Origin of the sequence: Streptomyces sp. ActVer, assembly GCF_027270795.1 — a bacterium.
Taxonomy (GTDB): domain Bacteria; phylum Actinomycetota; class Actinomycetes; order Streptomycetales; family Streptomycetaceae; genus Streptomyces; species Streptomyces umbrinus_A.
On record NZ_JAPWHT010000297.1, the window covers coordinates 1 to 13,062 of the forward strand.

A 13,062-nucleotide genomic window follows, 5' to 3' on the forward strand; every position below is an offset into this window, starting at 1 on the left:
GCAGCCGGGGCAGGGGGGCGTCCCAGGTGATCTGCGTCCGGCAGGCGGTCCGCAGGTACCAGCGCAGCGCCGAGGCGACCGCGACACCGCTGGACCCGCGCAGCGCCACACCGCCCGGCCCGGCGTCGACCTCGAACCAGTCGGGCCTGTCGACGTCGTGCCCGTCCCCTACGGGCACGACGTCGGCGGTGAACTCCGCGGCCCTGTCCCCGAGGAGCCGCTGGAGGAGTTGTCGGGCGGTCTGATTCTCCGATGCCTGTGGTCCGTACCACATGCGGCTCAGGTTAGGACGGGTGTGCGGGGTGGTCAAGGAACAAAGCTGTTGTGACAGCACACTTGTCCGGAGGGCTGGGCAGTCGCACGGCCCTCTGGTACGGTCCACAGCCACGCAGACGGCCCCGCAGCCATGCAAACGGCTCCCGCTCGACACCCCAGGTGGTCTCGACACGATGAACGCCGATCTCGCCTACTTCGCCGCTCTCCAGGAGAACCTCACCGCGCTGGCCACCGTCGAGCGGCCCGCGATAGAACGCGCCGCCGGTGCCATCGCGGACAGCATCGCCGCCGGGGGTGTCGTGCACTACTTCGGCAGCGGTCACTCGCAACTCGTCGCGATCGAACCGCTGTTGCGCGCGGGCGGCCTCGCGCCGGTCAACGTGATCGCCGACCCGGCGCTGTCCCCCGCCGCCCCTCGGCACGCGGGCGCGGCCGAGCGCGTCGGCGGCTACGCGGCGGCGATCCTCAGTACGGCGGACATCCGGGACGGCGAGGTGGTGGTCGTCGTCTCCAACTCCGGCATCAACGCCGTGCCGGTAGAATTCGCCCTCGGCGTCCGGGCATTGGGGGCGACGGTCGTCGCCGTCACCAGCAGGGCCCACTCGCTGAGCGCCGAGTCCCGGCACGCCGACGGGCGGCGCCTGCTCGACGTGGCCGACATCGTCATCGACACGCACGGCCGCCCGGGTGACGCGGTGGTGCCGCTGGGCGACCTCACCGTGGGCGCCCTGTCGACCGTCGTCGGGGCGGCGATCGTCAACGCCCTGACCTGCCGGGCCGCCGAGCTGCTCGTCGAACTCCACAGCCAAGTACCGCCATTGATCGTCAGTCAGAACACCGGCGGTGACGCCGAGCGCCACAACAGCGCCCTGCTGGAGAAGGTCAAGGACCGCTGTCCGCGGGGCTGACGCACCGATCCGCACACCGAGACGCCGAGATTACGCAAGGAGGCCGATGATGGAGAGGACGCACCGGATGCGCCGCCGCGTCGCGGCGACGGTCTGTGCCGCCGCCCTCGTGTTGCCGCTCACCGCCTGCGACGCCCTGACCCCCGGGAGCGCGGCCGCGGTGCCGGGTCCGCGCAGTGTGCCGTCGTCGACCGCCGTGCCGGACGGGGACATCACCTTGCGTCTGCAGTTCGCCGACGCCCCGTTGATGGTCGACGCGCTGATCGCCGCGTTCGAGAAGGGCCATCCGAACATCACTGTCGAACCGCAGTACAAGACGTTCTCGGACTACGTGCAGAACCTGAAGCTCACGATGACCTCGGACACCGCCCCCGACATCGCGCAGTACGCGGTCGGGATGACCGATCTCGCGGCGGACGGCCACATCCTCGACCTGGCGCCCTATCGGGAGGCGTACGGCTGGGACAAGGCCATTCCCCCGGTCAGCCTCGACCAGTTGACGGCGGGTCAGACCAGCGAAGCCACGGGCGGGCGCGCCCTGTTCGGGGTCCCGGCCGGTCTGTCGATGACCGGCATCTACTACAACAAGGAGCTCGCGAAGAAGGCCGGGATCGACGGTCCGCCCAGGACGGTGGCGGAGTTCGAGGACCAGCTCGCCGCGGCCGAGGACGCCGGCCTGACGCCGCTCGGCGTCGGCGCGCTCGACTCCGGCGGCCTGCACCTGTGGGCCGCGCTCCTCAACCAGCTGATGCCGACGGACGACTACTGGGACTGGGTCAACGGCACCAAGGGCGCGACCATCGAGACGCCGGCCGCGGTCACGGCCAGCAAGCTCGTCATCGACTGGGGCCGCAAGGGCTACTACAACGACTCCGCGAACGGCACCGCGCAGGTCGACTCCACCGCCCAGTTCGCGAAGGGCGACAGTGTCTTCCTCATCAACGGCAACTGGGCGGCAGGGCAGTTGGCGACCGTCATGGGAGACAACGTCGGCTTCTTCCCGATGCCGGGCGAACAGGCCTCCGCCCCCACCGTGGCCTCGGGCTTCAGCGTCTCCTACGCCGTCTCGTCCAGGACCGAACACCCCGAGGCGGCAGGCGCGTTCCTCGACTTCCTGACCACTCCCGAGGCCGGCCAGATCATCAGCGACAACGGCTTCATGCCACCCAACCCCGACGCCGTGAAGAAACCGGAAGGCGTGCTCGCCGACATCGCGGAGGGCCACCGCAGGGCCGTCGCCGACGACGGGATCACGACGTTCCCCGACTTCGCCGCCCCCGCCATGCTCGACCGGCTGCGCTCCGGCGTCCAGAAACTCGTCGCGAACCGCATTGATCCCTCGGACTACCTCGACTCACTTCAGGACGAGTGGGAGGAACGCCATGCCGAGTAGGCCGCCGGTCCAACAGCCCCCGGAGGTCCGGATTCAGTCGCCGGACGTCCGGGTCCAGTCCCAGGGCACCCGCAGGCGCAGCTCGTATCGCGGCTACGTGTACGTGCTGCCCGCGTTCGCCGTCTACTTCTGCTTCGCGGTGCTGCCCGCCCTGCACACGGCGTATCTCTCGCTGTTCGAGTGGGACGGCGTGACGCTGGGCGACTGGGTCGGGCTCGGCAACTACCAGGAGATCCTCCAGGACTCCGTCCTGCGCCGGTCCGTGCTCAACGCCCTTGTGCTGGTGGTGTTCTTCTCCTTCATCCCCATCGTGGTCGGCCTTGCGATGACCGGTCTGCTGGCCCGTTTCCGGCGGCCCGGCATGGGGGCGTACCGCTTCCTGTTCATGCTGCCGCAGGTCGTCCCCCTCGTCGCCGTCGGCGTGACCTGGCGCTGGCTGTACGGGGACGGCGGGCTGGTGAACCAGACGTTCCGCGCGGTCGGTCTGGACGGGGTGACACGGGCGTGGCTGGGCGACTTCGGCGCCGCGCTGATCGCCGTGGGCCTCGTCGGCACCTGGGTGCTGAGCGGGCTGTGCATGATGCTCTTCCTCAGCGGCGTACAGAAGGTGGATCCCAGCCTGTACGAGGCGGCCCGGCTCGACGGGGCGGGTCCCGTCCGGGAGTTCGTCTCCGTCACCCTGCCGCACCTGCGCGGCGAACTCGCCGTCGCGATGACCGTGACCACGGTGGCCGCGCTCGCCAGCTTCGACATCGTGTACGTGACGACGAACGGCGGCCCCGGCGAGCAGACGACGGTCCCGGGTCTGCTCGTGTACCGGCTGGCGTTCTCCGAGGGCAAGGTGGGTCTCGCCGCGGCCCTGGCCGTCGTCCTCGGCTGTCTGATACTCGGGATCGTCTACCTCATCAACCGTCTGTCGAGGTCGGAGGCATGAACACCGCCACGCGCCAGGAACGCTGGTCGGGTTACGCACTGCTGACGGTCATGGCGATCGCCGTCGTGATCCCGTTCCTCAGTGTCTTCCTCGCCTCCCTGCAGCCCGCGGGCACGCCGGTGGTGGGACTGACCTGGCCGGAGCGGTGGAGCTGGGACAACTACGAGCAGGCGTGGTCGGTGGCCGGGTTCTCCGACCTGATCCAGCACAGCCTCACCATCGCGGTCGGTGTGGTCCCCGCCTCCCTGGTACTGGCGGCGCTGGCGGGCTACGCGCTCGGCACGATGAAGCTCCCGGGCGGCAACGCGGTCGCTGCCTTCTTCATCGCCGGACTCACCATCCCGGTCGAACTGATCGTGGTCCCGCTCTACTTCGACCTGCGGGGTCTGGGGCTGACCAACTCGTACCTGGGTGTGATCCTGGTGGAGATCGCGCTGTTCATGCCGTTCAGCGTGTTCTGGATGCGCACCCACTTCCAGTCGACCCCGCCGTCGCTGGTGGAGGCGGCCCGGATCGACGGTGCCTCGTCGGCCACGATCCTGCTGAGGATTCTGCTTCCACTGGCCCGGCCGTCCCTGATGACGCTAGGGCTGCTGGTCTTCATGTGGTCGTGGAACCAGTTCCTGCTGGTACTGGTGCTCATCCAGGACACGACCAAGCACACGGCACCCGCGGGCCTGGGCTTCTTCGTCGGTCAGAACAGCACGGACATCCCCACGCTCGCGGCGGGGACGATCATCGTGATGCTGCCGATCCTGATCCTCTTCGTGATCTTCCAGCGCAGCTTCATCGCGGGGCTGCTCCAGGGTGCGATGAAGGGCTGAGGCACAGCGCTCGGGAAGCGGCTCGCCCGGTCAGGCGGCCTTCGACGAGTCCGTGTGCGAGTGGGCGGAGTCCGTGTGCGAGTGGGCGCGCGGAGAAGCCGCCGCCCACTCCAGGACGAGGCGCTGGTACTCCCGCCGCTGCTCGCCGCTCAGCGTCCCACCGCTCCGCAGCCACAGGGCTCGGATCTCCTCGTTGACCTCGGCGGCCGATCGCTTCGGCGCGACCGGTGCACGTCGGTGAGTGGTGGACATGCCGTGAATCATACGGGCCCCGGCGTGAAGAACATGTGAGGAGTCACTGTCAGCAGGACTACTTACCGGTAGCCATTCCATGGCCATGTCCGGCAGTCATCCCATAGTCATGTCCGACAGCCGTTCCGCAGCCAGGTCAGGCCGCCCCCGCGCCGAGAACGAGCACCTGGATCGCCAGTACAGCACCACCCCGCGCCCAGTCGTGGAAGTCGGACACCTTGGTCTCCAGATTGACCGGCTCGGCGTGCGGATGACGGTTGGCGAGGATGGCCTCCTCGACGGCCGGTCCCGCCACGTCCACCAGGCCCACGCCCTCGCCGGCCAGGACGATCTTCTGGGGGATGGCGAAGTTGGCGATCTGCGCGACGAGGGTGCCCAGGGCGCGGGCCGCCTCGCCGACGACGCGGGCGGCCATGGGCTCGCCCTCGGCGGCCAGGGCGAGGATCTCGTCGTACGTGATGTCGCGGCCGGTGGCGGCCCGGATCTGGTAGCGGATGCTGGGGATGGTCAGCAGGGAGATGGCACTGCCGCGCTCGCCGTCGGGGGTGAGCGGGCCGTTGGAGTCCACGATCCAGAAGCGGCCGACACCCAGCCCGTCCTCGGCGGTCGCGACCCGCCGGCCGCCGCTCACCAGCCCGTAGCCGATACCCGCGCCGATCGTGAGCACCGCGAAGCGCTCCAGGCCCCGGCCGGCGCCGAACCACCGCTCGGCCCCGACGAGCGCGGCCACGTCGTTGTCCACGACGACGGGCAGCCCGGTGCGCTCCTCGACGAGCCGGGCCAGGGGGACGTCGCGCCAGCCGAGAAAGGCCGACTCCTCGACGACGGACCGGTCCGACGCCCGGCCGCCCAGGCCGATGCCGATCCCGGCGAGGCCGGGGAACTCACGTCCGAACGAGTCGGTCAGCTCCCGCAGCACGTCCACCACATGGGCCGGGTCATGGCTGGTGAGGGGCAGGTCACGGCGGGCGACTATGTCGCTCTTCAGGGTGGTGACGACGCCGTACACCATGTCCTGGGTGATCTTGAATCCGGCGAAGGTGCGGGACTCGGCGACGATGTCGAGGGGCTGGGACGGGCGGCCCTGGCGCACCTCGGGCAGCGCGGCGCCCTCAGGGACCTCGATCAGCAGGCCCGACTCGATGAGCGGCTTCGTCAGCCGGGTGAGGCTGCCCGCGGAGAGGTCCAGCCGGCGGGCGATGTCGCTGCGCGACAGGGGACCGTGAGTGAGCACCTCGATGGCGACGGCACGCTCACCGGGACTGAGCGGCAGCCAGCTGGCGGCACGTGCGGTCATGAACGAACCCCCACATTGTTTCTTTCGGCGCAGAAGTAATGACACCACCCTATGTCGTCGAACCTCCTCAGGAAAAGATGTGCGCACACCTCTTGACGGCTGGATTCTTTCGGCCCAAAAGTAAGTGGGGCCCGAGGACGAGCCGCAGACGAGGGAGTCTCCCAATGACCGTCGCCTCCAGCCCTCCGTCGCGTCTGCCAGTGCGCGACATCGAGGGGACACAGCCGAAGCCGAGAACCCGCGAGAAACGAGACCGTGACGGTGGCGGACGTGGTGACGGCGCCCTCGCGGCCCTCTTCATCGCTCCGGCCATGCTGGGCTTCCTGGTCTTCCTGCTGTGGCCGACGCTGCGGGGCATCTATCTGAGCTTCACCCGCTTCAATCTGCTGACCCCGGCGGAGTGGGTGGGCCTCGACAACTACGTCCGCATGGTCAAGGACCCCATCTTCTGGGACTCGTTGACGGTCACCGTCGAGTACGTCTTCATCAACATCGGCATCCAGACGGTCTCGGCGCTCGCCGTCGCCGTGCTGCTCCAGCGGCTGACCCAGTCGGCGATACTCCGCGGGATCGTCCTCACGCCGTATCTGATGTCGAACGTCGTCGCCGGCATCGTCTGGCTCTGGATGCTCGACACCCAGCTCGGCATCGGCAACGAGATCATCGCCGGGCTCGGCTTCGACCGCATCCCGTTCCTCGCGGACGAGACCTGGGCGATACCCACGATCGCCCTGATCAACGTCTGGCGGCATGTCGGCTACACCGCCCTGCTGCTCTTCGCCGGGCTCCAGGCCATCCCCGGCGACATGTACGAGGCGGCCAAGGTGGACGGCGCCAGCGAGTGGCGGATGTTCTGGCGGATCACCATGCCGCTGTTGCGACCCGTCCTCGCGGTGGTCCTGATCATGACGGTGATCGGTTCGTTCCAGGTGTTCGACACGGTCGCGGTGACCACCGCGGGCGGTCCGGCGAACGCGACCAACGTCCTGCAGTACTACATCTACGGGGCCGCCTTCGGTCGCTTCCAGTTCGGCTACGCGTCGGCGATGTCCGTGGCCCTGCTCGTCGTGCTGAGCGCGATCACCTTTGTCCAGTACCGGCTCACCCGGGCCGGCCAGACCGACCTCGGCTGAAGAAGGGAGCGACCGACATGACTGCCGTGACGGCAACGACGACGAAGGTACGGCGCACACAGCGCCCGAGGATCACCCCCGGGAAGGTCGTGGCCTGGACGGTGATGGCCGCGATGGTCCTCATCACCCTGCTTCCGTTCTACTGGATCCTGCGCACCGCGCTCTCCTCGAACACCGCGCTCGCGGCCCACCCCGGCGATCCTCTGCCCGTGGACCTCACGACCGGTGGTTTCGAACGGGCCCTTGGCCTGCAGTCCACCGAGGAGGCGATCGCTCAGGGCGGCTCGGGCGGCGGGCTCAAGTTCTGGCGCTACCTGATCAATTCGACGGTCGTGTCCACCCTGATCACCGTCTTCCAGATCCTCTTCTCCGCCATGGCCGCGTACGCCTTCGCACGGCTGCGGTGGCGCGGCCGGGACACGGTGTTCGGACTGTTCCTGGCCGGACTGATGGTGCCCACGATCTTCACGCTGCTGCCGAACTTCGTGCTCATCAAGCAACTCGGCCTGGTCGACTCCCTGTTGGGCATCTCCCTGCCGACGATGTTCATGACCCCGTTCGCGGTGTTCTTCATGCGGCAGTTCTTCATGAACGTGCCCCGGGAGGTCGAGGAGGCGGCCCTGCTCGACGGGGCCGGGAAGATCCGGATCTTTTACCGCGTCATGCTGCCGATGGCGTCCACCCCCATCCTCACGCTGGGCGTGCTGACGTACATCACCTCCTGGAACGACTACTTCTGGCCGCTGATGGTCTCCTACAGCGACAGCTCACGTGTGCTCACCGTGGCACTGGCCATCTTCCGGGCGCAGACCCCGCAGACCGGCTACGACTGGTCCGGCCTGATGGCGGCCACGCTCATCGCCGCGCTCCCGATGCTCGTGCTCTTCGGCTTCTTCGCGCGCCGCATCGTCAGCAGCATCAGCTTCACCGGCATCAAGTAAGGGGACGGACATGCGAATTCGTACACGTACGGTCGTGGCACTGACCGGGGTGCTCGCGCTGTCCCTGGCGACGGGCTGCGCGAAGGGCGGAGCTGCCGGAGCGGGCTCGAACACGGTGACGTACTGGCTGTGGGACGCCAACCAGATGCCCGCCTACCAGGCGTGCGCCAAGGGCTTCGAGAAGCAGAACCCGGGCCTGAAGGTGAAGATCACCCAGATGGGCTGGGCCGACTACTGGACCAAGCTCACCGCGAGCTTCATCGCGGGCACCGAGCCTGACGTGTTCACCGACCACATCCAGAAGTTCGGCCAGTTCGCCGACCTGAACGTGCTCGAACCACTGGACGACCTGGGTATCGACAACTCCGCCTACCAGCCAGGACTTGCCGCCAACTGGACCGGCCAGGACGGCCACCGCTACGGCGCCCCGAAGGACTGGGACACCGTCGCCCTCATGTACAACAAGAAGATGGTCAAGGAGGCCGGGCTCTCCGCGGAGGAGCTCAACGGCCTCTCGTGGAACACGAAGGACGGCGGCACCTTCGAGAAGACCATCGCGCACCTGACCATCGACAAGAAGGGCAAGCGCGGCGACGAAGAGGGCTTCGACAAGAACAACGTCAAGGTCTACGGGCTCGCCACCGGCGGCGCGGGCGACAGCGACGGGCAGACCACCTGGAGCCCGTTCACCGGCTCGGCAGGCTGGGACTACACGAACAAGGCGCGCTGGGGCAACGAGTACCAGTACAACAACAAGACCTTCCAGTCGGTGGTCGACTGGTACTTCGGCCTCGCGAAGAAGGGCTACCTCGCGCCCTTCACCAACTACACCGACGGCGCCAACCCGGCCAACGCCCAGGTCGCCGCCGGCAACGCGGCCACCTCCTTCGACGGCGCCTGGATGATCTCCACCTACTACGACACCAAGGGGCTCGACGTCGGCACCGCCCCCACGCCGACCGGCCCGAGCGGCAAGCGGGCCACCATGATGAACGGCCTCGCCGACTCCATCACCAAGAACGCCCACAACAAGGCGGGCGCGAAGAAGTGGGTGCAGTACCTGGCGTCCAACGAGTGCCAGAAGACCGTCGGCGGCTACGGCATCGTCTTCCCCGCGACCCCGGAAGGGACTCAGGCCGCAGTGGCCGCGTACAAGAAGAAGGGCATCGACGTGTCCGCCTTCACCGAACCGGTCACCGACAAGAAGGACTCCAGGACCTTCTCCTTCCCGATCACGGACTACGCGGCTGACGTGTACTCCCTGATGCGCCCCGCGATGCAGGACGTCTTCGCCAACAACGCCCCGGTGAGCGGCCTCACCAAGACCAACGACCAGATCAACTTCATCCTCGGACAGTGAAACCTCGGACAGTGACTCGGACAGCGAAAGGCACACACTCCATGACGTTCTCTCTCGGCATCGTCGGCGCCGGCCAGTTCTCCGGCCAGTTCGCGAAGCTGTTTCTTGCCCACCCGGGCGTCGGCGAGGTCCACGTCACGGATCTCCTGCCCGAGCGAGCGGAGCAACTGGCCGCCGCCGAAGGCCTGACGGGAACCTTCCCCTCGTACGAGGCGATGCTGGAGTCGGACGCGATCGACGCCGTCGCGATCTTCACCCAGCGCTGGACCCACGGCCCGCTGGTGCTCCAGGGGCTCAACGCGGGCAAGCACGTCTACTCGGCGGTGCCCATGGCGATCACCCGCGAGGAGATCGCGGCGATCATCGACGCGGTACGGGCCACCGGACTGACGTACATGATGGGTGAGACCAGCCAGTACAACCCGGCGACCGTGCACGCCCGCAACCAGATCGCCGACGGGGCTTTCGGCCGGCTCTTCTACGCCGAGGGCGACTACGTGCACGACATGGACCTCGGGTTCTACGAGGCCTACCAGTACAGCGGCGGCGAGAACTGGAAGGAGACCGCCAGCTATCCCCCGCTGCTCTACCCCACGCACTCGGTGGGCGGGGTCCTCGGCGCCTGGCAGACGCACGCGGTGAGTGTGTCCGCGATCGGGGTCAAGGACGACCGCGGCGACGGGGTCTTCGACGAGGACGTCAGCCAGTTCGGCAACGACTTCTCGAACGCGACCGCGCTGTTCGAGGTCGCGGGCGGCGGCTCGTTCCGTACGAACGAGTTCCGGCGGGTGGGCTATCCCTCCCACATCCGGGAGTCGCGTTTCCGGTTCTTCGGGACGGACGCCAGCATGGAGCAGCTTGCGACGGTGGCCTTCTGGCAGGACAAGAAGGGGGTCAAGGACATCAGTGAACTCCTTGAGCCCAAGCCCACCATGTCTCCGGACGACCCGTCCCTCCAGCACATCGCACCGGATCTGCGGGCCGCCTTCACCTCCGGCTCGGCGCCGGTGCACGACCGGGCGCGGCTGCCCCGGGAGTTCGACAACCTGCACAACGGGCACGAGGGGAGCCACCACTTCCTGGTGGACGACTTCGTCACCGCGGTGAACACGCGCACACTGCCGTCGGTGAACGCATGGGTGGCCGCCCGCTACACCCTGCCGGGCATCGTCGCGCACGACTCGGCACGGCAGGATGGGGCCAGGCTGGAGATCCCGGACTTCGGGGACGCGCCGGAGGCGTGACGTTTCTGCGCGGTCCGGTCGTTCTCAGGAGCGGCCGGACCTGCCGGCCCTGTCAGGTGCCCGGCTTGCGGCCGTACACGTAGACGTCGTCGTTCTTCTTCAGGAGCGACCAGTACTTCTTGGCGTCCGTCTTCGTCATGTTGACGCAGCCGTGCGAGCCGGGCGGGTTCCACATGCTCACGCCGACCGAGTGGAAGGCCTGGCCGCCGTCGAAGAACTGGCTGTAGGGCATGGGCACGTCGTAGATCGTCGAGACGTGGTCGATGTTCCGCCAGTAGATCTTCTTCAGACCGGTGCGCGTCTCGTACCCGTTGCGGCCCGTGCGGACCGGCACCGGACCGTACACAAGGGTATTGCCGTCCTGGATCCAGCTGAGCTGGAGCGTGAGGTTCACACAGGCGATACGGCCCTTGTTGACCGGGCATTTGCCGTCCTTGTTGGGGTTCTTCCCGGCGGCCTTCTGCTTGTTCATCAAGTCCATCACGCCCCAGGTGACGGACCCGGCGTAGCCGATGTTCGGAGTGATGCCGTGCTTGGTCTGGAAGGCCTTGATCGCCTTGCAGTCGGCGGCCGACTGCCTGCCGTCCACCGGCCGGCCGAGGAACTTCTCGACCTTCTTCTGGTACGGGCCGGTCTGCGTGGTGCAGCTCGCCGCCTGGGCCGGGCCCGCGCCCAGCGCGACGGCCAGCGGCGCCATCAGTCCGGTGACCCCCAGTACGACGGCTGCCCGTCTGCGTGTGTCCCCCATGATCAGGCCTTTCTCGTTCGTTCCGGTCAATCCCTGCCAGCTAGACCCACGCGGGGCGGCATGGGTTGTGGGGGCGGCCGGGCTGAGACGAAACGATGACATTCCATGCCGTGGAGTACTCGATAGTGAGTAGCCGGGAGGGTTGACGCGGACGACGACGGGACAGGGCCCGCCCGGAAAGGCTGGAGAGGTTCCCGAGAGCAGATACGGAGTCCTCTTCCATGGCGACCTTCCTTTATCGACTGGGCCGTTGGGCCTTCCGGCGGCGCCGTTACGTCGGGCTGCTGTGGGTGGCGGTCCTGGGCGTCGTCGCCTTCGGAGCCCTCAACGCCTCCGACCCTCCCGACGACTCGTCCTCGATGCCGGGGATCGAGGCCCAGAAGGCGTTCGACCTCATCAACGAGCGGTTCCCCGGCACCGAGGCGGACGGGGCGGACGCCCGGATCGTCTTCGTCGCCCCGGACGGGCAGAAGATCACCTCGGCGGCGAACCGCTCGGCCATCGACGCGCTGGTGGCCGGGACGGCCGACGGACCGCAGGTCGCGGACGTGGTGAGCCCCTTCGACGGGCGCGGGGTCAGCAAGGACGCGACCACGGCGTACGCCACCGTCACCTACGACGTGAAGGCCGACGACCTCACCGACGCGAGCAAGCAGAAGCTCGAAAGCGCGATCGAGGAGGCCCGGGATTCGGGCCTGACCGTCGAGGCGGGCGGGAGCGCCCTGGAGACCGAGGCCGCGTCCGGGACGGGCGAGGTGATCGGCGTCGCCCTCGCCGCCGTGGTGCTGGTGATCACCTTCGGGTCGCTGGCCGCCGCCGGGCTTCCGCTGCTCACCGCCCTGCTCGGCGTCGGCGTCAGCATGGCCTCGATCATCGCCCTCGGCAGTGTCCTCGGGCTGTCCTCGACGACCGGCGAGCTGGCCATGATGCTCGGGCTCGCGGTCGGCATCGACTACTCCTTGTTCGTGGTCTCCCGCTATCGCGAGGAACGGGCCAAGGGGCACGGTCCCCAGGAGGCGACCGGACTGGCCGTGGGCACGGCCGGTTCCGCGGTGGTGTTCGCCGGACTCACCGTCGTCATCGCGCTGGCCGGACTCTCGGTGATCGGCGTCCCGATGCTGACGCAGATGGGCCTGGGCGCCGCGGGCGCGGTCCTGACCGGCGTGCTGATCGCGCTGACCGTGGTGCCGGCGCTGCTCGGCTGCTGGCCGAACGCCGTCCTCGCACGCCAAATCCGGAAGGGCGACGGCCGTGTCGGCAAGGCCGGTGGACGTGTCCGCGTGGGCAGTGGACGTGTCCGCGTGGGTCGTGGCCGTATCCGCGCGGGCAGGACAGGCGGCTCGGTCGACGGGACGGAGAGCCTGGGAACCCGCTGGGCCCGGTTCGTCGTCCGCCGCCCCGTGCCGGTGCTGATCGCCTCGGTCGTCGGCCTGGGCGCACTCGCCGTACCGGCGATGGATCTGCGGATGGGCATGCCCGGGGACGAGGCCAAGTCGACCGCCACGACGGAACGCCGGGCTTATGACGCCCTCGCCGACGGTTTCGGCCCCGGGTTCAACGGTCCCCTGACCGTCGTCGTGGACGCCGAGGGAGCCGACGACCCCGAGGCCGCGGTGTCGGAGATCTCCGGGAGGCTCGCAGGCACGAAGGGAGTCGTCTCCGTCTCTCCCGCCCGCTTCAACAAGGCGCAGGACACCGCGGTGCTGTCCGTCACGCCGTCCACGGCGCCCGCCGGCGGGCGGCCGAAGGACC

13 protein-coding genes are annotated in these 13,062 nt (G+C 68.4%); 9 read left to right on the forward strand and 4 right to left on the reverse strand.

Annotated elements, in window-relative coordinates; translation table 11 throughout:
• Nucleotides 1–274 (reverse strand): alpha-N-acetylglucosaminidase N-terminal domain-containing protein (locus O3Q52_RS35730; RefSeq protein ID WP_269652775.1); only part of this gene is annotated, 274 nt, incomplete at its 3' end.
• Between the two features lie 175 nt (nt 275–449).
• Here O3Q52_RS35730 and O3Q52_RS35735 point away from each other — a divergent pair.
• The 4 genes from O3Q52_RS35735 to O3Q52_RS35750 are packed head-to-tail and all read left to right on the forward strand — an operon-like array spanning nt 450 to nt 4,335.
• On the forward strand, nt 450–1,184 hold the full coding sequence (locus O3Q52_RS35735; protein WP_269652776.1) for a sugar isomerase domain-containing protein: 735 nt from the start codon (nt 450–452) through the stop codon (nt 1,182–1,184).
• A 46-nt stretch (nt 1,185–1,230) separates the two neighbouring features.
• Entirely contained in the window at nt 1,231–2,577 is a 1,347-nt protein-coding gene (locus O3Q52_RS35740; protein ID WP_269652777.1) for an ABC transporter substrate-binding protein, read from the forward strand.
• Nucleotides 2,567–3,511 (forward strand): carbohydrate ABC transporter permease, encoded by a 945-nt coding sequence (locus tag O3Q52_RS35745; protein WP_269652778.1) that lies wholly within the window; start codon nt 2,567–2,569, stop codon nt 3,509–3,511. The genes O3Q52_RS35740 and O3Q52_RS35745 overlap by 11 nt, the downstream gene beginning before the upstream one ends.
• On the forward strand, nt 3,508–4,335 hold the full coding sequence (locus O3Q52_RS35750; protein ID WP_189839118.1) for a carbohydrate ABC transporter permease: 828 nt from the start codon (nt 3,508–3,510) through the stop codon (nt 4,333–4,335). Before O3Q52_RS35745 ends, O3Q52_RS35750 begins: the two co-directional genes overlap by 4 nt.
• Nucleotides 4,336–4,365: 30 nt before the next feature.
• On the opposite strand, the gene O3Q52_RS35755 is transcribed toward O3Q52_RS35750, so the two are convergent.
• Both O3Q52_RS35755 and O3Q52_RS35760 read right to left on the reverse strand, forming a co-directional pair.
• Nucleotides 4,366–4,599 carry a hypothetical protein gene (locus tag O3Q52_RS35755; protein WP_269652779.1) on the reverse strand — a complete coding sequence of 78 codons (234 nt, stop codon included), beginning with the start codon at nt 4,597–4,599 and terminating at the stop codon, nt 4,366–4,368.
• Between the two features lie 124 nt (nt 4,600–4,723).
• The gene (locus tag O3Q52_RS35760; protein WP_269652780.1) at nt 4,724–5,884 is read right to left on the reverse strand and encodes an ROK family transcriptional regulator; all 1,161 of its coding nucleotides are present in this window, start codon (nt 5,882–5,884) and stop codon (nt 4,724–4,726) included.
• A gap of 164 nt (nt 5,885–6,048) precedes the next feature.
• On the opposite strand from O3Q52_RS35760, the gene O3Q52_RS35765 reads away from it, so the two are divergent.
• From O3Q52_RS35765 to O3Q52_RS35780, 4 genes are read left to right on the forward strand one after another with little or no spacing between them, the layout of a single operon-like run.
• The gene (locus O3Q52_RS35765) at nt 6,049–7,017 is read left to right on the forward strand and encodes a carbohydrate ABC transporter permease (protein ID WP_269652781.1); all 969 of its coding nucleotides are present in this window, start codon (nt 6,049–6,051) and stop codon (nt 7,015–7,017) included.
• Between the two features lie 17 nt (nt 7,018–7,034).
• The gene (locus O3Q52_RS35770) at nt 7,035–7,958 is read left to right on the forward strand and encodes a carbohydrate ABC transporter permease (RefSeq protein ID WP_269652782.1); all 924 of its coding nucleotides are present in this window, start codon (nt 7,035–7,037) and stop codon (nt 7,956–7,958) included.
• Between the two features lie 10 nt (nt 7,959–7,968).
• Complete coding sequence (locus tag O3Q52_RS35775) at nt 7,969–9,318, forward strand: sugar ABC transporter substrate-binding protein (protein WP_269652783.1); 1,350 nt, start codon at nt 7,969–7,971, stop codon at nt 9,316–9,318.
• Nucleotides 9,319–9,359: 41 nt separating this feature from the next.
• Nucleotides 9,360–10,562 carry a Gfo/Idh/MocA family protein gene (locus tag O3Q52_RS35780; RefSeq protein ID WP_269652784.1) on the forward strand — a complete coding sequence of 401 codons (1,203 nt, stop codon included), beginning with the start codon at nt 9,360–9,362 and terminating at the stop codon, nt 10,560–10,562.
• A 52-nt stretch (nt 10,563–10,614) separates the two neighbouring features.
• Here the strand turns inward: O3Q52_RS35780 and O3Q52_RS35785 are convergent, their stop codons facing one another.
• Nucleotides 10,615–11,310, reverse strand: a complete 696-nt coding sequence (locus tag O3Q52_RS35785) for a L,D-transpeptidase (protein WP_269652785.1) — start codon at nt 11,308–11,310, stop codon at nt 10,615–10,617.
• 221 nt (nt 11,311–11,531) lie between these two features.
• Between O3Q52_RS35785 and O3Q52_RS35790 the strand changes: the two genes are divergently transcribed.
• A partial coding sequence (locus O3Q52_RS35790) for an MMPL family transporter (protein ID WP_269652786.1) occupies nt 11,532–13,062 on the forward strand: 1,531 nt, incomplete at its 3' end.

Excerpts from the sequence above, each read along its gene's own strand:
- O3Q52_RS35735 (WP_269652776.1), top strand. The coding sequence starts at position 450 with ATGAACGCCGATCTCGCCTACTTCGCCGCTCTCCAGGAGAACCTCACC.
- O3Q52_RS35740 (WP_269652777.1), top strand. The coding sequence starts at position 1,231 with ATGATGGAGAGGACGCACCGGATGCGCCGCCGCGTCGCGGCGACGGTC.
- O3Q52_RS35745 (WP_269652778.1), top strand. The coding sequence starts at position 2,567 with ATGCCGAGTAGGCCGCCGGTCCAACAGCCCCCGGAGGTCCGGATTCAG.
- O3Q52_RS35750 (WP_189839118.1), top strand. The coding sequence starts at position 3,508 with ATGAACACCGCCACGCGCCAGGAACGCTGGTCGGGTTACGCACTGCTG.
- O3Q52_RS35755 (WP_269652779.1), bottom strand. The coding sequence starts at position 4,599 with ATGATTCACGGCATGTCCACCACTCACCGACGTGCACCGGTCGCGCCG.
- O3Q52_RS35760 (WP_269652780.1), bottom strand. The coding sequence starts at position 5,884 with ATGACCGCACGTGCCGCCAGCTGGCTGCCGCTCAGTCCCGGTGAGCGT.
- O3Q52_RS35765 (WP_269652781.1), top strand. The coding sequence starts at position 6,049 with ATGACCGTCGCCTCCAGCCCTCCGTCGCGTCTGCCAGTGCGCGACATC.
- O3Q52_RS35770 (WP_269652782.1), top strand. The coding sequence starts at position 7,035 with ATGACTGCCGTGACGGCAACGACGACGAAGGTACGGCGCACACAGCGC.
- O3Q52_RS35775 (WP_269652783.1), top strand. The coding sequence starts at position 7,969 with ATGCGAATTCGTACACGTACGGTCGTGGCACTGACCGGGGTGCTCGCG.
- O3Q52_RS35780 (WP_269652784.1), top strand. The coding sequence starts at position 9,360 with ATGACGTTCTCTCTCGGCATCGTCGGCGCCGGCCAGTTCTCCGGCCAG.
- O3Q52_RS35785 (WP_269652785.1), bottom strand. The coding sequence starts at position 11,310 with ATGGGGGACACACGCAGACGGGCAGCCGTCGTACTGGGGGTCACCGGA.